Source organism: Ottowia oryzae (assembly GCF_003008535.1).
GTDB classification, from domain to species: domain Bacteria; phylum Pseudomonadota; class Gammaproteobacteria; order Burkholderiales; family Burkholderiaceae_C; genus Ottowia; species Ottowia oryzae.
Window position 1 is genome coordinate 1,664,335 of the sequence record NZ_CP027666.1, and the last position, 16,544, is coordinate 1,680,878.

A 16,544-nucleotide genomic window follows, 5' to 3' on the forward strand; every position below is an offset into this window, starting at 1 on the left:
CAATCAATGCGGTAGAAACTTCGGGCGAAACGTGCGCCGATAGGGGTGCCAAGAACACCCCAGCGCTCGTGTCGATGCCCGTTGGTATCGACCCCGCCTCAACCTACGCCGTAGTTCGGCGGCGCGCTCAGTTCGTGAAACAAGTCGCTGTAGATTTTGTAGCGGCTGGCGCTGATAACACCTGCGCTGGCGGGCGATTCGGCTTGTAAAACAGCTTCAGCCACCGCTGCGCGCACCCCACAACCCGGCTCATGCAAATGGGTGCAGTTGTAGAACCTGCATTCGGCCACGTGCGGCTTCAAGTCGGGCATGTAGGCGGCCAGCTGCATCGGCTCGATGTGGCGCAGGCCGAATTCCTGAAAGCCGGGCGAGTCGATCAGCGCGCCGGTGCGCGCGGCGTCCAGCCAGTACCAGGTGGTGGTGGTGGTGGTGTGCTTGCCCGAATTCAGCGCCTGTGAAATCTCGTTGGTCAGCGCCGCAGCGCGGGGCACGGCGCGGTTGATCAGCGTGCTTTTGCCCGCGCCCGACGGCCCCAGGATCAGCGTGGTGCGGCCCTGCAGCCGCGCGATCACGTCGTCCAGCGAACAGCCCGCGGGCACCACGCCGTCCACCGGCTTGGCGGCCATCGGCAACACGGTGTAGCCCATGGCGCGGTACGGCGCCAGGCGCTGCCACGCGCGGGCGAACAGCGGGGCCAGGTCGGCCTTGTTCAGCACGATCAGCGGCTCGATATGCTCGGCCTCGCAGGCGATCAGCGCGCGCGAAAGCTGGTGTTCCGAGAATTCCGGCTCGGCCGCCACCAGGATCAGCACCTGATCGAGGTTGGCGGCGAAGGACTTGGTGCGCACCTCGTCCTGGCGGTACAGCAGGTTGCGGCGCGGGGTGATCTGCTCGATGGTGCCTTCGTCCTGCGAGGGCTGCCAGCGCACGCGGTCGCCCACCACCACGCCCAGCTTTTTGCCGCGCGGGTGGCAGATCACGCGCTGGCCATCGGGCGTTTCCACCACGCAGTGGCGGCCGTGGCTGGCGACGATCAGGCCGTCTTCCAGCGTGTCCGGCCCGTCGCCAGCGGCAGAACGCGGGTTGCGGCGGCTACTGGCGCGGGACGCGCGCGGTGGGCGGCTCATGCGCCGGCGCCTTCTGGGTTGGGCAGTGCGTTGGGGCCTGGGTCCAGCAGGTCGGTCTGGCGGGCGGCGTCGAAGTCGCGCGCCGTCAGGCCGCCCGCCTCGTGCGTGGACCAGCGCACGGTGCAGCGGCCCCAGCCCACGGTGAGCGTGGGGTGGTGGTTCAACCGTTCGGCCAACGCCGCCACCTGGTCGGCGAACGCCATGGCGGCGCGAAAGTCCGCGAAGCGCCAGGTCTTCTGAATGGCGGGCTCGGCGCCTTCGGCGGTGCTTTGCCAGCCGGGTTGATGGGTCAGGAATGCTTCCAAATCAATAGCTGTTACCGCAGGTGCGGCGTGCGCTGGAGGGCTGTTGGGCTGGGAATTCATCCGGCGGCCTGCACCTGCGCGCCCATGCGTGCAATACGTTCGCTGGCGGGTGGGTGCGAGTAGTAAAAGCGCACGTACAGCGGGTCGGGCGTCAGTGTGCTGGCGTTGTCCTTGTACAGCTTGACCAGCGCGTTCGACAGGTCTTGCGCATTGGCCTGGCTGGCGGCGTAGGCGTCGGCTTCAAACTCGTGCTTGCGCGACAGCTGCGCCATTAAAGGCGACAAGAAGAAGCTGAACAGCGGCACGACCAGCATGAACAGCAGCAGCGCCAGCGCATGGTTGGGCACGGCGCCGCCCAGGTTGGCCGGCAGGTTGGGCGTGACGCCCAGGCCGGTGTAGAACCAGGGTTGGTTGGCCAGCCAGCCCAGCAGCGCCAAGGCGGCCAGGCTCATCACGAACATGCCCGCAATGCGCTTGACGATGTGCCGGTGCTTGAAGTGGCCCAGCTCGTGCGCCAGCACCGCCTCGACCTCGGGCGGGGTCAGCTGGCTCAGCAGCGTGTCGAAAAACACCACGCGCTTGGCGGCGCCAAAGCCGGTGAAGTACGCGTTGGCATGGGCGCTGCGGCGGCTGCCGTCCATCACGAACAGGCCCTTGGCGGCAAAGCCGCAGCGCGCCATCAGCTGCGTGACGCGCTCTTTGAGCGATTCGTCCTGCAGCGGCTCAAAGCGGTTGAACAGGGGCGCGATGACGGTGGGGTAGATCACCAGCATCAACAGGCTGAAACCCATCCACGCGCCCCAGGTCCACAGCCACCACCATTCGCCCGTGGCCTGCATCAGCCACAGCACCAGCGCGGCCAGCGGCACGCCAATGGCCAGGCTGACCAGGGTGGACTTGAGCATGTCGCCCAGCCACAGCGGCCAGGTCATCTTGTTGAAGCCAAAGCGCTGTTCGATGACGAAGGTTTGGTAGAGCGAGGCGGGTAGCTCGATCAGGCCGTTGACGATCGTGAAGGCGATCAGCAGCGCCAGCGGCTGCAGCAAAGGGCGTGGGCCCAGCAGGCCAAGCAGCCAGCCGTTGAGCGCGTCCAGCCCGCCCAGCAGCGTCCAGCCCAGCAGCACGGCGGCGCCCAGCGCCAGGTCCAGCAGGCCAAAGCGCAGCTTGGCCACGGTGTAGTCGGCGGCGCGCTGGTGGGCGTCCAGGCCGATCGTGCCTGCGAACTCCGCCGGCACGCTGGCGCGGTGGCGGGCCACGGCGCGGATCTGGCGCGACGCCAGCCAGAACTTGACGCTCAGGTTGGCCAGCAGCGCGGCGCTCATCAACAAGGTGGTCAGCAAGGAAGGGGAGAGCGTTTCAGTCAAGGCGGGCAGGTGAAATAGGTGGCAGGGGGCGCACGCGGCGGCTGGCGCGGCCAAGCTGCAAGTTTAGGGTGCCTGCCCGGGCTGCAAGTGCGCCCGCGCGCCAAGGCCGTGGCGAGGCGTGGACAATCGCCCGCATGAGCGAAACCCAAACCCCTGCGACGCCAGCGCCCGAGCTGGCCAAATCCGACGACAACCTGGTCTGGCTGGACTGCGAGATGACCGGCCTGGACCCTGAGAAGGAACGCATCATCGAGATCGCCGTGATCGTGACCGACCCCTGGCTGAAGACCCGCGTGGAAGGCCCGGTGCTGGCCGTGCACCAAAGCGATGCGCTGCTGGACGCCATGGACGCCTGGAACAAGGGCACGCATGGGCGCAGCGGCTTGATCGACAGGGTCAAGGCCAGCACGGTGACGGAGGTGGACGCCGAGCAGCAGGTGATCGACTTCCTGTCGAAGTACGTGGGCAAGGGCTGCTCGCCGCTGTGCGGCAACACGATCGGGCAGGATCGGCGCTTTCTGGTGAAGTACATGCCCCGGCTGGAGGCCTTCGTCCACTACCGCAGCATCGACGTCAGCACGCTGAAGGAACTGGCCCGCCGCTGGCGGCCCGAGGTGGTGGAGTCCTTCAAGAAGCAGCAGTCGCACACGGCGCTGGCCGATGTGCATGAATCCATTGACGAGTTACTGCATTACCGCGCCCACTTCATCCAGCTGGCGCCCTGATCCGGCGCGAAGGGGCGCCTGAAGCTCAGCGCTGGGGCAGCGCGGCCCGGCGGCTGTCGAGCGAGCCCAGGAAGGAATCGGGCTGCGGCCAAGGGGTTGCTTCGGATTCGTGCAGCCCGCCGAACTGGCTTCGCTGTTCGCGGCCGCGGTCCAGGGCCTGGCGAAGGTGATTGCGCGCGGAATTGAGGTCGGCGGGCTGCGTGCGCTCAGGCAACTGGGCTTCGCCAGCGCCCAGGAACTCGCCACGCAGCAATTCAGGCCTCGGAAAGCTGTCTGCGGCCATCACCCAGTAGCCGATGCCGCACTGTCCCAGCAGCGTGTGCTTGAGCTGCTTGTTGCCGCGAGAAAGGCCGCGCGGGCCCAGCACGTCGACGCAACCGATCACGTGCCCGTCTGGCGCGCAAATGGTGAAGCTGCAGTAGGCGCTGACTAGCATGTCGAACCACTCGCGCCCCTGGTCGGGCTGGCGCGGCAGGGTAAAGCGCGTCAGCGGCAGCTTGGGCAGCACCTGGTGATAGGGAAAGATCTCGCGCAGCCAGTCCCACACGCGGCGCTCAGCGCTGTTGACCAGCGGGCGCGGATTCAGGGGCCATTGCTTGGGAATGCGAAGCTGGCGGTTGGCGGCCTTGCTGCGCTGCGTGCTGCGGCGCTCCGAGTAATACAACGCAAAGCCCAGCAACCCGGCCACCAGGCCGATGATGCCAAGCATGACAATTGCCACTCCAGCGAAACCCGACAATGCGTTCAAGCACAACTCCCTTTTGCCAATGATGTTATTTGAGATACATGCGCAGATTACCAATCTGGCGGGCATTTGCTGGGTTCCTGCGCAAGCAATCGGCGGTGAACCACCAATAATTCACGCTGCAAGCGCGGTCGTTCGCTGGGGCGGCGAAGGCAGCGGGCCCAGGGGGACCGATGCGACTTGATCAGTTGTTGTTCTCACAGGGCTTTGGCACTCGCCGCGTGTGCGCAGGGCTGATAGAGCAGGGTCTGGTGAGTGTGGGCGGTACGGTTTGCACCGAGCCAGGCGCTGAGTTCGACACAGCCGCCGAAGGCCTCGCCTTCACTGTTCAAGGGGTGGACTGGGCGTTTCATGAGCGCGCCTACCTCATGCTCAACAAGCCGGCAGGATATGAGTGCTCACACCGCCCGGGGGCGTGGCCGGGTGTGTACACCCTGTTGCCCGCTGCACTGCGGCAGCGGCCGCCGCACACCAAATCGTCCGCCAAGATTGTCGGGGTGCAGGCGGTCGGGCGGCTGGATCAGGACACCACCGGGCTGCTGCTGCTGTCAGACGACGGGGCCTTTATCCACCGCATGAACTCCCCCAGGAAGCACCTGCCCAAGGTGTATGAAGTGACCACTCGCCACCCGCTGGATGGTGCGCAAACAGAGCGGCTGCTGCGCGGGGTGGTGCTGGATGACAGCCCCAAGCCAGTGGCTGCCGCCGGCGCCGAAGCGGTCGGCACCCACCACCTGCGGCTGACCTTGACCGAAGGCAAATACCACCAAGTCAAGCGCATGGTGGCCGCCGTTGGCAACCGGGTAGAAGCGTTGCACCGCTCGCGCATTGGCCGCCTGGCGCTGCCAGCCGACCTGCCCGAGGGGCAATGGCGCTGGTTGAGTGCGGACGACCTGCTGGCCTTGGCTGGTTGACCGTACCTGGCTGCCTTCGCCGGGAGCAGCGCTGGAGGCGCGCGTCACTGAAAAGTAATATTTATTACCTAAAGTCTGCTCTGGTTTGTCAGCTAGGAGCCAGGAATGATTTTGGTCAAGACGGAGCGCGGTCGTGCGCTGCTGTCCGACCGACGTGCGCTGAGTCCGCGTGAAAGGCAGTTGCTGGTGCTGGTAGACGGTCGGCGCAGTGCCGCGGAACTGGGGCGTTGGTTGGGATTTGCGGTTGAGCCGGTGCTGCAGCAGATGGTGCGCGACGGCTATCTTGAGCGAGCACGTGGCCAGTGGGGCGCCGCGCCGCCCGACTCGGAGGTGGAAGACACCGCGCCGCAGCGTCGACCCACCGTCCCTGCACCGGTCGAAGCAGCACCATCGCGCGTGGAAACTCGCGCGGAACAGCCCACGCCAAAGGTCGAACGTCAGGACGCACGCCGGTCGCTGGCGGCCAGCAAGATGTACGTGGTCAGCCTGATGCAGATGCTGCGCGACCCGGACGCCGCGTCCCTGGCGGTTTCGTTGCACGTAGCGCAGACGGCCGACGAACTGGTTCGCGCGCTGGCCGATTCGCTGGCCTTCGTGCATGGGCGCAGCGGCGCCGAATACGCTGCAGGTGTTGCCTCCCGTCTGCTGGAGGTGGTGCCGCGCGACCATCTTCTAGCCCTGTGCGACGCCCTGTATGCCACGGCTGCGCCTGCGCTTCAGCAGGTGGCCGAGACCCAACGCGGTCGGCTGCAGGGGCGCGATGCTGCAACGTCACAGGAAGGGGGACTGCGGGGCACTCAGGGCACCACGCCCGGCCGCTTGGCCGCTGCGGCGTGAACTGGTTAGCCGAGGCAAGGGCTTGGTCAGACGACGGTCGCTGAGAATGACCTGCTTCTGACGGGCGCGTTTCCGTCTTCACAAAGCAAAACGGCCGCATCAAGCGGCCGTTTTGTTGAGAGCGGGAAGCTGACAAGGCCACCTGATCACCCGAAAGCGATCAGGCCAAGCCCCGGTGCATCACTCGCCGGCTTGCACAGCCTGGTTGTGGTACTGCTGGGCCACCGTGGAGCCGTCGAACATGCCCGATGCGGGGCGGTGGGCGATGGCTTCTTGGCGCACAGCTTCGCGGCTGGGGCTGGTGGTGTTGCGGGCCGTGGTGGTGCCATCAAAGGCGCCGCTGGCCGGGCGCTGGGCCACGGCGTCGTGGCGCACGGTGTCGCGGCTCACGGTCGAGACAGTTTTGCCTTCGTTCAGGAACAGCGGGCCTTCGCCGCTGGCGGGCATCTGGGCCATGGCGTTGCCTGCGAACAGGGCGGTCAGGGCAGCAGCGGTAGCGATAGAAGCGAAACGTTGGGACATGATCTTTTTCCTTGAAACTTGAATGTTGGCCAGCAACACAGCTGGCGGTGTTGGCTGGGGCGCGGCGGCGGGGTTAACTTCAAGTCCCCGGGGCCAGCGCTGCTGCCATGACCTGTACTTTGCGCCTCGCGGGTGGTTTGAAAAAGGAGCGGGCGGGCAAGGCAGTGTTTCCATATTGGAAATAATGTGAGGCCTTTCAATGCGTGCAAAGGCACAATTCCCCCAGCGTGACGCTGGATGAAGCGGGCGGTGCGCGTAGGCTGAGGCGGGTGAAGGCGCAATACAAGCGCAGCCTTTGCACGGGTACGCCCACGCCAGCGCTACTTCCTCAGTCCAGCACCGCCACGCCCTTGATCTGCGCAAACACCGCCTGACCCGCTGCCAGCCGCAACGCATCGGCCGATTTGCGCGTGATGCGCGCGAGCAGCGTGCAGCCGCCCACGTCCAGCGACAGCAGGCTTTGCGCTGGCCCGTCCTGGGCGATGGCCTGCACGGTGCCGGGCAGCACGTTGAGGATGCTGGTGTCGGTGGCGGCCTTCATCGCCACGCTCACATCGCGCGCCTGCACGCGCAGCCGCAGCCGCTGGCCGGGTGTGCGCGGTGGCGCGCCGGCCGCCTGCACGCACTGCAGCACGCCGCCTGCAAAGCGCACTTGCAGCAAGCCATAGGCAGCGTCCACAGATTCCAGCGTGCCTTCGATCAGTGCGCTGGCGCTGTCGCCCTGGCTCAGCGACAAATCCATGCGCGTCATCAGCTGCGCCGTGGGCCCCTGGGCCACGGTGCGGCCCGCCTGCATCAGCACGACCTCGCTGGCCAGCCGCGCCACTTCGTCCAGCGAATGCGTGACGTACAGCACGGGCATGTCCAGCTCACGCTGCAGGCGCTCGAAGTAGGGCAGCAGTTCGGCCTTGCGCGCGGAGTCCAGCGCGGCCAGCGGCTCGTCCATCAGCAGCAGTCGGGGGCTGGTGGCCAGCGCGCGGGCGATGGCCACGCGTTGGCGCTCGCCGCCCGACAGGCTGCCGGGGTTGCGCGGCAGCAGCGGGGCAATGCCCAGCAGGTCGATGGCCTGTTCCAGCGACACGCGGCGCTCGCCGGCGGGCACGCGGCGGCGGCCGAAATCCAGGTTGCGCTGCACGTTCAGGTGATCGAACAGGCTGGCTTCTTGAAACACCACGCCCAGCGGACGGCGGTGCGTGGGCCGCCAGACCCCCGTAGCGTCGTCTTGCCAAACCTCGCCATTGACCACGACACGCCCTGGCGCCGGGCGCACCAGCCCGGCCACGGCGCGCAGCAAGGTGGTCTTGCCGCAGCCCGATGGGCCGAACAGCGCAGTGATGCCGCGGCCTGGCAGCTGCAAGTCCACGTCCAGCGTGAACGCGCTGCCGCGCTCGACCTTGGCGCGCACCGCAACGCACTGAGTGTCGGCCGGAGGATCTGAATCAAAACCCGTGGTGGCGCCCGCTGTACCAGCGCTGGCAGCTATCGAAAAAATAGTGCTATGCGTCACTGGTCAGCCTTTCTGCGGCCTTGCACCAGGTGCAACAGCAGCAGCACGACGAACGAGAAAGCCAGCATGCCGCCAGCCAGCCAATGGGCCTGGGTGTATTCCAGCGCCTCGACATGGTCGTAGATTTGCACGGCGATGGTGCGGGTCTGGCCGGGGATGTTGCCGCCGATCATCAACACCACGCCGAATTCGCCCAGCGTGTGCGCAAAGCCCATCACGGCGCCCGTCAGGTAGCCCGGTCGCGCCAGCGGCACGGCCACGTTCCAGAAGGCGTCCAGCGGGCTGGCGCGCAGGGTGGCGGCGGCCTCCAGCGGGCGGTCGCCCAGCGATTCAAAAGAGGCGACCAGCGGCTGCACCACAAAGGGCAGCGAGTAAATCAGCGAGCCCAGCAGCAGCCCCCAGTACGTGAACGCCAGCGTGGTGCCGCCCAGCGCTTGCGTCAACTGGCCCACCGGGCCCTTCGGCCCCATGGCCACCAGCAGGTAAAACCCCAGCACCGAAGGCGGCAGCACCAGCGGCAGCGCCACCATGGCGCGCACCGGCACGCGCAGCCAACGCAGGCGCCCCTGGCCGCGCGCCAGCCACCACGCCAGCGGCGTGCCCAGCACGAGCAGGATCAGCGTGGTGCTCAGCGCCAGTTCAAGCGACAGGCGCACGGCGGCGAGAGCGGCGGCGTCCAGCATGCGAACCGGGCGGTGGGTAGGAAATGGGGGAAGTTCTGGGCGGTGCCGCCCGATCTGGTGATCGGGTAGTCATGCTCGCCTAATGATAGCTGCTGGCGCAGGATCCGCCAGCGCCAGCAGCCTGTTTGACTTAAGAAGTGATCTGGTGAACGCGCCGCTTACTTCACCGCGTAGCCGTACGTGCGGATGAATTCCTTGGTCTTGGGCGTTTGCATCAGCGCCATCCAGGCCGTGGCGGCGGGGTTGCCCGCGGCGCGCTTGAGGATCACGGCGTCCTGCACGATGGGCGTGTGAAGCTGCGCCGGCACCACCCACATCGAGCCGCCTTTGAGCTTGCCCGCATCCAGTACCTGCGACAGGGCGACAAAGCCCAGATCGGCGTTGCCGGTGGCGATGAAGTTGTACGTCTGGCCAATGCTTTCGCCCGTCACCAGCTTGGGTTGCACCGCTGCCGTCAGGCCCAGCTTGTCCAGCGCCTGCATGGCGGCGGCGCCGTAGGGCGCGTTCTTGGGGTTGGCCACGGCCAGCTTGTTGAACTGGTTGGCCTTCAGCACGGCGCCCTTGTCGTCCACGTAGCCGGGCTTGGCCGACCACAGCACCAACTGCCCTGTGGCGTACGTGAAGCGCGAGCCGGGCACCGTATCGCCTTCTTTCTCCAGGCGCTGTGGGCGCTCATCATCGGCGGCCATCAGCACGTCAAACGGAGCGCCGTTCTTGATCTGCGAATAGAACGCGCCGGTGGCGCCAAACGACAGTTGCGCGGTGTGCCCGGTCGTCTTTTGAAACACCGCTGCCAGTGCCTTGGCCGGCTCGGTGAAGTTGGCGGCCACGGCAATGTTCACCGTTTCGGCATGCACGGCGACCGATGCGGCGCACGCGGCGGCCAGGGTCAGCAGGCGTTGGATCAAGCGGGCAGCGGGGCGGTGAGACATGGCGGGCTCCTTCAGAAAGGGCGTGTTGCCACCATTGGGGCAGCACGTTATTCAAAAACGTAATAGCGAGTGTATCAGCCGGTGCACCGCGTCATGGTGCGGAGAAATCTGCCCGCGTGAGCGCGGCCTCGTCGGTCAGCGTGCGAAGAAAGGCGACCAGGTCTGACTGGTCTTGCGCACTCAGGCGAATCTGGTCGATCAGCGGGTCCTTGAACGGATTGCTGCGCCCGTCACCCGCGTAGGGGCCCGGGCCGAGCACGCGCCCGCCCGCAGCGTGCAGGGCGACCACGCTTTCAAGCGTGTCCGCGCTTCCGTCGTGCAGGTAGGGCGCCGTGAGCGCCACGTTGCGCAGGCTGGGCGCGCGGAACTTGCCCATGTCTTGCGGCAGGCCGGTGGTCTCGAACAAACCCCGATTGCGCGCCGGATAAGCGCCTGTGCCGCCGATGTTGAACAGGCCGATGTTGTAGAAACCCGGCGCGCCGGTGGTGCCTGACGTGCTGGCGAACGCGCCGCCGCCCAGGTTGGGGCCGCCGTGGCACTGCACGCATTGGGCGCTGCCGCGCGTGCCGAAGAACAGCGCCTGGCCGCGCTGCTCGTTGTCGGCCAGCGAGATGGCGCCCGCGCGTGCCTGGTCGTACCGGCTGGATGCCGAGATCAGCGTGCGCTGGAAAGCCGCGATGGCTTTGATCACGTTGTCCCACTGAAGCGGTTCTGCCTCGTTGGGGAAGGCGCTGGTGAACTGGGCGGGGTAGCTCGCGTCGTCCGCCAGGCGCTGGCGAATGGCGTCGCGGTTGGCATCGTTGACGCCCAGCTCAATGGGCGATTGGCCGAACAGCGGCGTGTGCATCTGCTGCTCCAGCGTGCGCGGTGCCGGGTTCGCCCAGTCGAGCGTGGCCTGGTAGGCGACGTTGATCAGGCCTGGCGCGTTGCGGGGGTGGCTCTGCCCTGTCGCCCCGCGCGCCACCGTGCGCCCGTCGGCAAATGCCAGGCTGGGCGCGTGGCAGCCGGCGCACGCCAGCGTGTTGTTGACCGACAGGCGCGTGTCGTAGAAAAGCTGGCGCCCCAGTTGCACCTTGGTGGCGTTCATCGGGTTGTCCGCCGGCACGACCGGTGGCGCGAAACCGGCGGGCAACACCCAGACCCACTGCGTTGGCCCGACAGGGGCAGGCGGCGCAGTGGCGCCTGGGTCGCTGCCCGCATCGCCCCCACCGCCGCAAGCGCTGGCCAGCCAAATCGCAAGACAGGGCAGCGCCGCCGCGCGCGCGATGGATGTGGAGGGGTTCACCGGGCAGTTCCTTCGTGGGTGGCCAATAGGTAGATGCGTCAATCGCTATTCATATCTAGAATAGCGAAGCGTTCGCCATTGTCCAACCATTCCAACAAGAGGCACTCTGATGCATATCACCACCCCGTTCGTTTCTGCGCCCCGGCGCACCCGCTGGGCCCAGCGAATCTGTGCCGCGCTCGTGGCATCGCTCGGCTTCTTCACGCTGGCGGCGTGCGGTGGCAGCGGCGACGACGACGTGGACCGTGGGCCCACCACGATCGAAGTGCAGACCAAGCTCCACGGCCTGTATTGGGACGCCAGCGCCGCCAAGCTGTACCTGACCGATGACGACGTGGCTGCCAACGCCATCAAGGTGTGGGACGGCAAGGACCAATTCACCGTGGCCTACCCGCTGCCCGCCATGCAGGCCGAGCAGCGCCCCACGCTGGGCCAGCTGACACGCGCTGGTGACGGCAAGCTGTACGTCACGCGCTTCGGCTTCGGCAGCTACGGCACGGTGGTGGCGGCGCCCGCTGCGGGCCAGCCTTACAACCTGACGGGTCTGGCGGGCGACCGCCGGCGCCTGCCGCTGACGCCGACGGCGGACGGCAAGCTGCTGACGGGGTGGTTTCGCGGTGGCGGCTCCGGCCCCAGCGGGGTAATCAGTGAGATCACGCTGGGCACCGGCACACAGGCCAGCGAGCGCGACCTGATCACGGGCTTGAGCAAGCCCGCGGGCTTGGTGGTGCGGGGCGACCAGGTCATCGTGTCCGACCAAGGCAGCGGCAAGATCTTGGCCTACTCGCTGGCGGCGATCCGCACGCAGCCCAGCACCGCCGCCGAAGGGCGCTTGGTCGCCCAGTTCACCTCAGCCGACAGCCTGGACCTGATGACTTCCGGCGCAGACGGCACGCTGTACTTTGGCACCGGCACCGGCTCGCTCTACGCAGTAGACAGCCAAGGCGGCTTCAAGGCCCTGGCGACGGGCTGGCCGGGCATCCGCGGCGTGGCCGTGGACAACGCCAACCGCCGCCTCTTCGCCGCCGTGGGCGCCGTGCAGGCGGACGGGCCATCGTCGATCCGCATCGTGCCGCTGGACTGAGGCGGCGCGCCCGCTGCGCGAGGCGGTGCGCACGCGGGCTTGCGCCACAATCGCGCGCATGAATCAGCGCGCCCTGTCTGCCCACCACCTTGGCTACGCCCAGGCCGACAAGCGCCTGCACATCCTGCAGCTGGTAGGGCTGCACGGCTCCATATCGCAAGCCGCGCGTGCGGCGGGCATCAGCTACAAGGCGGCCTGGCAGGCGATCCACACGCTGACCAACCTGGCGGGCACCCCGTTGGTGGACAGCGCCGTGGGTGGCAGCGGCGGCGGTGGCGCGCGGCTGACGCCCGCCGGCGAGCGCCTGCTGGACGCTGCGCACCAGATGGATGCGGCCCGCCGCGACGTGCTGGACCGCTTCAACGAGCCTTCATCCACCGCGCTGGCCGGGCCGCGCACGAGCATGCGCAACCTGCTGCCGTGCCGCGTGGCGCGCCTGGAAAGCGATGGCGCCCGCGACCCGATGGTGCGCGCTGTGCTGGCCCTGGCCGACGGCAGCCAGCTGGTGTCGATGATCACGCGCGAAAGCGCCGAACTGCTGGGCCTGGCGCCCGAACTGCCGGTGCTGGCGCTGTGCAAGGCCACGGCGGTGCGCGTGACGGCGCCCACCGCCGATGAGGGCGCGCGCCGGAAGGAGGGCGCCGAGGTGGTCAACCAACTGGCGGGCAAGATCGAGCGCCTGTCGCGCGGCGTGCAGCGCGACGAAGCCGTGGTGACGCTCGGCAGCGGCTTGCAGCTGACCGGCTTTGCGGCGCGGCCGCATCGCCTGCGCACCGGCAGCCGGGTGGTGGCCGCGCTGGACGAGTCGGCGGTGGTGATTGCGCTGGCTTCGTAGATTTCAAGCCAGAACGGCCGCCAGCGCCCATGTGGCTTGCGCTGGCTGCTATGAAAAATAAAGTTGTGGTGCGGTGCGGTGCGTGGTGCCCATGCACGGAGCGCGCGATGCGAACAACGGTCAGCCTTTGCGCATGGCTTTGCGCGTCCGCCCTTTCAGGGCCGTCCTGATTTGCAGCAGTGCTCGCTTCGGCGTGGGGAATAGACGGCGCGCGGCGCACGCTGCGCTTGCCCAACTAGGTTTGCGCTTCAAGCCGAACTGCCCCGCAGCGCAGGCGTATCAAGCGCGGACAGATATCAAAAACGTAGCAGTCTGCAGACCCAACCAAGTCAGAAGGAATGAGCCGCCCAGGTGCGCGGTCATGGTGCCCAGCGCCTCCAGCGCGCGCCCGTTCACCAGCATCTCGACCACCTCGGCGCTGAAGCTGGAAAAGGTCGTCAACCCGCCCAGAAAGCCCGTGACCAGCAGCAGGCGCCACGCCGGGTCAAGCTCTGGCAGCTGCTGCAGCGCGCCGATCACCAGACCCACCAGATAGCCGCCCACGAGGTTGGCCGCCAGCGTGCCCCAGGGCATCCAGGCGCCGGCGTGGTTCAGCCACAAGCCCAGCTGCCAGCGCAACAGCGCGCCAGCGCAGGCACCCAGGCAGATGGCGATGACGGCGTGCATGGGTCAGCGGTGGGGTAGTGCCGATCAGAACGGCGGGTCGTCGTCGGGGGCGGCGGTCGCCCCGCTGGCAACATGGCCGCCCGCAGTGATCGGGGTAGTGGTGGGCGTGGTGGTGGCCACGGCCGCGTCGCCGCTTGGCGGGGTGGGGAAGGCGGTGGGGTCGGCTTCACCGCCCAGCGCTTCGATCAGGTCGTCGATCAGGCCGCCCAGCTCGCCCGTGGCCAGGGCCACGTCGGCATCAAAGCGGTCGTCGTCCTTGGCGCCGGCCTGTTCTTCGAACACGCCTTCCTGGAACGTGATCTTCTTGAGCTGCAGCGCCTGCGTCAGCATGAAGCCCACGCGGCCTTGCCAGCCCAGTGCCAGCTTGGTGGGCAGCTTGCCCTCGGCGATGTGCTGGCGCACTTCTTCGGTGGCCAGATCGTGGCGGGTGAACTTCACCACGGCCGGCTCGTCGCCGCTGCCTTTCAGTTCGCATTCGCGCTCGACATGAAAGGCGTCGGGCAGCGCTTCGGCCGATTCGGCGGCCAGCCACGCGGCCATCACGGCCTGGGGTGTTTCCTGGGTGTGCAGCAGGCGCACCTCAAAGCCCTTGCCCGCCACGCGCACCAGGCTGGTGATCAGCTCGTCGGCCTTGCCTTGCGCGCCGGTGTCCAGCACCAGCCAGCGGCGTTCCGGGTCGATCCACGCGGTAACCTGGCCGCGGCGCGGAAAGGCCTGCGGCAGCAGCGCCTGCAGGGCGTCGTCGCGCAGGTCGCGCACTTCTTTCTTACCGGGCTTGCGGCCGGTGGTCTTTTCGATCTCGGCGACCGCTTCTTCGGTGCGGCGGCGCACGGCGTCGCCGGGCACGGACTTGGTTTCGATCACGAAGCGGGCAATCCACTGCCCGTCCACCACTTCCACCAGCGCGCCGTGGTCTTCGCCGCGCGGCGGCACCCAACCGGTGGAACGCTGCTGCGTGGCACTGCATTCGGCAAAGGGCTCGGCGGCCAGCGCGGCCTCCAGGCTCTCGGCGGAGGTCGGCCAATCCGGGCCGATGCGGTAAATCATGAGGTTCTTGAACACGGCGCCGGATTGTAGGTGAGTAGGCGCCGCGGCATGCAAGCAGGTGCGTCAGCGCTTTTTGCCCATCAGCTCATCCGGCAGCCAGGTGACGATCTCCGGGAAGACGGTGATCAGCACGATGCACAGCACCAGGCACAGGAAAAACGGGATGGCGGCCTTGGCGATCAGCGTGCTGTCCTTGCCCGTCATGTTCTGAAGCACGAACAGGTTAAACCCCACGGGTGGCGTGACTTCGGCAATCTCGACCAGCAGCACGACGAAGATGCCGAACCACACCAGGTCGAACCCCGCCTTCTGCACCATGGGCAGCACCACCGCGCTGGTGAGCACGATCATGCTGATGCCGTCCAACGCAGTGCCCAGCACGATGTACACCAGCACCAGCGCAGAGATCAGCGCGTAGGGCGACAGGTGCAGGCTGTCCACCCATTCGGCCAGTTCGCGCGGAATGCCGGTGAATGCCATCGTCTTGGTCAGGAAAGCCGCGCCCGCCAGGATGAACATGATCATGCAGCTGGTGCGCGTGGCGCCCATCAGGCCATCCTTGAACGCTTGCCACGTCAGGCTGCGGCCCCAGGCTGCGATGGCCAGCGAACCCAGCACCCCAAAGGCCGCGCATTCGGTGGCGGTGGCCCAGCCGGCGACCAGCACCCACACGATGAAGACAATCAGCAGCGCACACGGGATCAGGTTGCCCGACAGCTTGAGCTTTTCCACGAAGGTGGTGGGGGCGTCTGGGGGCGGCACCTGGTCGGGGTGGCGCAGGCTCCACCAGCCGATGTAGCCGGAAAACAGCACCATCAGCAACAGCCCGGGGAGAAAGCCCGCCAGGAAGATGCGGATGATGGACGTATCCGCCGCCACCGCGTACACCACCATGGTGATCGAGGGCGGAATCAGAATGCCGAGGGTACCGGCGGTCGCCAACGAGCCGATGGCCAGTTTCTCGTTGTAGCCGCGCCGTTTCAGCTCGGGCAGTGCCACCTTGGAGATGGTGGCGCAGGTAGCGGCCGACGAGCCCGACACCGAGCCGAACACCCCGCAGCCCAGGATGGTGGTGTGCATCAGGCGACCGGGCACGCGGTTGAGCCACGGTCGCAGGCCTTCGAACATCTCTTCGGACAACCGGGTTCTGAAAAGGATCTCGCCCATCCAGATGAACAGCGGAAGCGCTGCCAACTCCCAGCTGGCGGTACTTTCCCAGAAGGCCGAGAACAGGTTCTTGCCAGGCAGCGTATTGGTGAAGAACGCCTGGCCGATCCAGCCAACGATGGCCAGCGTCATGGCGATCCAGACGCCGGCAGCCAGTAGCAACAGCATGATGCCGAGCAGCATCGCGCCCATGAGCAGGGTTTCGGTCATGGTGATGGGGCGTGGTTGCGTTAGATGTCGGAAGAGAAGTCACCCGCGGCGTGCCGTTCTTCCACGGCGCGCTGGTAGCTGGGCGTGTGCCCGCACAGCACGCCGACCAGCTCGTCGATCAGCGCAATGAGCAAGAGCCAGCAGCCGATCGCAAAGGTGCTTTGCGGGATCCAGATCGGGATGACCACCAGGCCGGTGGCCATCTCTTTGAACTCGTAGCTTTCCCAGGTAAAGCTGGTGGCCCACCACGTCAGGTAGCCCACGCAGATCACGCCAATGGATAGGCAGACCACTTCCAGAGCGCGGCGCATACCGGGCGACAGCTTTTCCATGAACAGGGTCACCCGCACGAAGTCGCCGTGGCGAAACGCGTGGGCCATCGCGAAGAACGAACCCGCTGCGCACAGCCACGCAACGATGTCGTTGATGCCGCTTACGCGCCAATTCATCTGCCGGCCCACGCCTGCCCAGATCATCAGCACGAAGATCAGAAAGACGCACAGGCCGCCTAAAGCGCCCGCGCCATCGTAGAGTCGGTCGAGAAAGCGCCGCATTGTGTAGGCCCAGGTGAAGCTGCTGCAAGCCGCGC

18 protein-coding genes are annotated in these 16,544 nt (G+C 67.0%); 5 read left to right on the top strand and 13 right to left on the bottom strand.

Going from position 1 to position 16,544, the window contains the following annotated elements; translation table 11 throughout:
* Nucleotides 1–98: 98 nt before the first annotated feature.
* The 3 genes from rsgA to C6570_RS07780 are packed head-to-tail and all read right to left on the bottom strand — an operon-like array spanning nt 99 to nt 2,754.
* On the bottom strand, nt 99–1,127 hold the full coding sequence (gene rsgA, locus C6570_RS07770) for a ribosome small subunit-dependent GTPase A (RefSeq protein WP_106702702.1): 1,029 nt from the start codon (nt 1,125–1,127) through the stop codon (nt 99–101).
* Nucleotides 1,124–1,492 (bottom strand): 4a-hydroxytetrahydrobiopterin dehydratase, encoded by a 369-nt coding sequence (locus C6570_RS07775; protein WP_106702703.1) that lies wholly within the window; start codon nt 1,490–1,492, stop codon nt 1,124–1,126. The genes rsgA and C6570_RS07775 overlap by 4 nt, the downstream gene beginning before the upstream one ends.
* Nucleotides 1,489–2,754, bottom strand: a complete 1,266-nt coding sequence (locus C6570_RS07780) for a M48 family metallopeptidase (RefSeq protein ID WP_106704580.1) — start codon at nt 2,752–2,754, stop codon at nt 1,489–1,491. The genes C6570_RS07775 and C6570_RS07780 overlap by 4 nt, the downstream gene beginning before the upstream one ends.
* Before the next feature lie 176 nt (nt 2,755–2,930).
* Between C6570_RS07780 and orn the strand changes: the two genes are divergently transcribed.
* On the top strand, nt 2,931–3,521 hold the full coding sequence (gene orn / locus C6570_RS07785; protein ID WP_106702704.1) for an oligoribonuclease: 591 nt from the start codon (nt 2,931–2,933) through the stop codon (nt 3,519–3,521).
* A gap of 25 nt (nt 3,522–3,546) precedes the next feature.
* Here the strand turns inward: orn and C6570_RS07790 are convergent, their stop codons facing one another.
* Nucleotides 3,547–4,335, bottom strand: a complete 789-nt coding sequence (locus C6570_RS07790; protein WP_123812238.1) for a PDDEXK family nuclease — start codon at nt 4,333–4,335, stop codon at nt 3,547–3,549.
* Nucleotides 4,336–4,439: 104 nt separating this feature from the next.
* Between C6570_RS07790 and C6570_RS07795 the strand changes: the two genes are divergently transcribed.
* Entirely contained in the window at nt 4,440–5,180 is a 741-nt protein-coding gene (locus C6570_RS07795; RefSeq protein ID WP_106702706.1) for a pseudouridine synthase, read from the top strand.
* A gap of 105 nt (nt 5,181–5,285) precedes the next feature.
* On the top strand, nt 5,286–6,017 hold the full coding sequence (locus C6570_RS07800) for a hypothetical protein (RefSeq protein ID WP_106702707.1): 732 nt from the start codon (nt 5,286–5,288) through the stop codon (nt 6,015–6,017).
* A 180-nt stretch (nt 6,018–6,197) separates the two neighbouring features.
* Here the strand turns inward: C6570_RS07800 and C6570_RS07805 are convergent, their stop codons facing one another.
* The 5 genes from C6570_RS07805 to C6570_RS07825 all read right to left on the bottom strand — a co-directional run bounded on the left by C6570_RS07805 (nt 6,198) and on the right by C6570_RS07825 (nt 10,748).
* Entirely contained in the window at nt 6,198–6,539 is a 342-nt protein-coding gene (locus C6570_RS07805; RefSeq protein ID WP_106702708.1) for a hypothetical protein, read from the bottom strand.
* 328 nt (nt 6,540–6,867) lie between these two features.
* Nucleotides 6,868–7,944: a molybdenum ABC transporter ATP-binding protein gene (gene modC, locus C6570_RS07810; protein ID WP_106702709.1), complete on the bottom strand. Its 1,077-nt coding sequence runs from the start codon at nt 7,942–7,944 to the stop codon at nt 6,868–6,870.
* 98 nt (nt 7,945–8,042) lie between these two features.
* Nucleotides 8,043–8,729 carry a molybdate ABC transporter permease subunit gene (gene modB / locus C6570_RS07815; protein WP_106702710.1) on the bottom strand — a complete coding sequence of 229 codons (687 nt, stop codon included), beginning with the start codon at nt 8,727–8,729 and terminating at the stop codon, nt 8,043–8,045.
* Between the two features lie 158 nt (nt 8,730–8,887).
* Nucleotides 8,888–9,661 carry a molybdate ABC transporter substrate-binding protein gene (gene modA, locus C6570_RS07820; protein WP_106702711.1) on the bottom strand — a complete coding sequence of 258 codons (774 nt, stop codon included), beginning with the start codon at nt 9,659–9,661 and terminating at the stop codon, nt 8,888–8,890.
* Nucleotides 9,662–9,752: 91 nt separating this feature from the next.
* Nucleotides 9,753–10,748, bottom strand: coding sequence for a methanobactin export MATE transporter MbnM (locus C6570_RS07825; RefSeq protein ID WP_245896352.1), 996 nt, complete (start codon nt 10,746–10,748; stop codon nt 9,753–9,755).
* Between the two features lie 307 nt (nt 10,749–11,055).
* Between C6570_RS07825 and C6570_RS07830 the strand changes: the two genes are divergently transcribed.
* Nucleotides 11,056–12,030, top strand: coding sequence for an NHL repeat-containing protein (locus tag C6570_RS07830; RefSeq protein ID WP_106702712.1), 975 nt, complete (start codon nt 11,056–11,058; stop codon nt 12,028–12,030).
* Between the two features lie 58 nt (nt 12,031–12,088).
* A complete protein-coding gene (locus C6570_RS07835; protein WP_106702713.1) occupies nt 12,089–12,865 on the top strand; it encodes a TOBE domain-containing protein in 777 nt (258 codons plus the stop codon).
* Nucleotides 12,866–13,144: 279 nt separating this feature from the next.
* Here C6570_RS07835 and crcB read toward each other — a convergent pair whose 3' ends face one another.
* Genes crcB through C6570_RS07855 form a run of 4 tightly spaced genes read right to left on the bottom strand, consistent with a single transcriptional unit; the run spans nt 13,145 to nt 16,509 of the window.
* Nucleotides 13,145–13,531, bottom strand: a complete 387-nt coding sequence (gene crcB, locus C6570_RS07840) for a fluoride efflux transporter CrcB (protein ID WP_106702714.1) — start codon at nt 13,529–13,531, stop codon at nt 13,145–13,147.
* A 24-nt stretch (nt 13,532–13,555) separates the two neighbouring features.
* Nucleotides 13,556–14,593: a recombination-associated protein RdgC gene (locus tag C6570_RS07845; RefSeq protein ID WP_106702715.1), complete on the bottom strand. Its 1,038-nt coding sequence runs from the start codon at nt 14,591–14,593 to the stop codon at nt 13,556–13,558.
* Between the two features lie 48 nt (nt 14,594–14,641).
* Nucleotides 14,642–15,955, bottom strand: a complete 1,314-nt coding sequence (locus C6570_RS07850; protein WP_106702716.1) for a TRAP transporter large permease — start codon at nt 15,953–15,955, stop codon at nt 14,642–14,644.
* Nucleotides 15,956–15,975: 20 nt separating this feature from the next.
* A complete protein-coding gene (locus tag C6570_RS07855; protein WP_106702717.1) occupies nt 15,976–16,509 on the bottom strand; it encodes a TRAP transporter small permease in 534 nt (177 codons plus the stop codon).
* Nucleotides 16,510–16,544 lie beyond the last annotated feature (35 nt).

Bases quoted from the DNA above. Each gene is read 5' to 3' on its own strand.
- rsgA (WP_106702702.1), bottom strand. From the start codon at position 1,127: ATGAGCCGCCCACCGCGCGCGTCCCGCGCCAGTAGCCGCCGCAACCCG.
- C6570_RS07775 (WP_106702703.1), bottom strand. From the start codon at position 1,492: ATGAATTCCCAGCCCAACAGCCCTCCAGCGCACGCCGCACCTGCGGTA.
- C6570_RS07780 (WP_106704580.1), bottom strand. From the start codon at position 2,754: ATGAGCGCCGCGCTGCTGGCCAACCTGAGCGTCAAGTTCTGGCTGGCG.
- orn (WP_106702704.1), top strand. From the start codon at position 2,931: ATGAGCGAAACCCAAACCCCTGCGACGCCAGCGCCCGAGCTGGCCAAA.
- C6570_RS07790 (WP_123812238.1), bottom strand. From the start codon at position 4,335: ATGCCCGCCAGATTGGTAATCTGCGCATGTATCTCAAATAACATCATT.
- C6570_RS07795 (WP_106702706.1), top strand. From the start codon at position 4,440: ATGCGACTTGATCAGTTGTTGTTCTCACAGGGCTTTGGCACTCGCCGC.
- C6570_RS07800 (WP_106702707.1), top strand. From the start codon at position 5,286: ATGATTTTGGTCAAGACGGAGCGCGGTCGTGCGCTGCTGTCCGACCGA.
- C6570_RS07805 (WP_106702708.1), bottom strand. From the start codon at position 6,539: ATGTCCCAACGTTTCGCTTCTATCGCTACCGCTGCTGCCCTGACCGCC.
- modB (WP_106702710.1), bottom strand. From the start codon at position 8,729: ATGCTGGACGCCGCCGCTCTCGCCGCCGTGCGCCTGTCGCTTGAACTG.
- modA (WP_106702711.1), bottom strand. From the start codon at position 9,661: ATGTCTCACCGCCCCGCTGCCCGCTTGATCCAACGCCTGCTGACCCTG.
- C6570_RS07825 (WP_245896352.1), bottom strand. From the start codon at position 10,748: ATGAACGCCACCAAGGTGCAACTGGGGCGCCAGCTTTTCTACGACACG.
- C6570_RS07830 (WP_106702712.1), top strand. From the start codon at position 11,056: ATGCATATCACCACCCCGTTCGTTTCTGCGCCCCGGCGCACCCGCTGG.
- C6570_RS07835 (WP_106702713.1), top strand. From the start codon at position 12,089: ATGAATCAGCGCGCCCTGTCTGCCCACCACCTTGGCTACGCCCAGGCC.
- crcB (WP_106702714.1), bottom strand. From the start codon at position 13,531: ATGCACGCCGTCATCGCCATCTGCCTGGGTGCCTGCGCTGGCGCGCTG.
- C6570_RS07850 (WP_106702716.1), bottom strand. From the start codon at position 15,955: ATGACCGAAACCCTGCTCATGGGCGCGATGCTGCTCGGCATCATGCTG.
- C6570_RS07855 (WP_106702717.1), bottom strand. From the start codon at position 16,509: ATGCGGCGCTTTCTCGACCGACTCTACGATGGCGCGGGCGCTTTAGGC.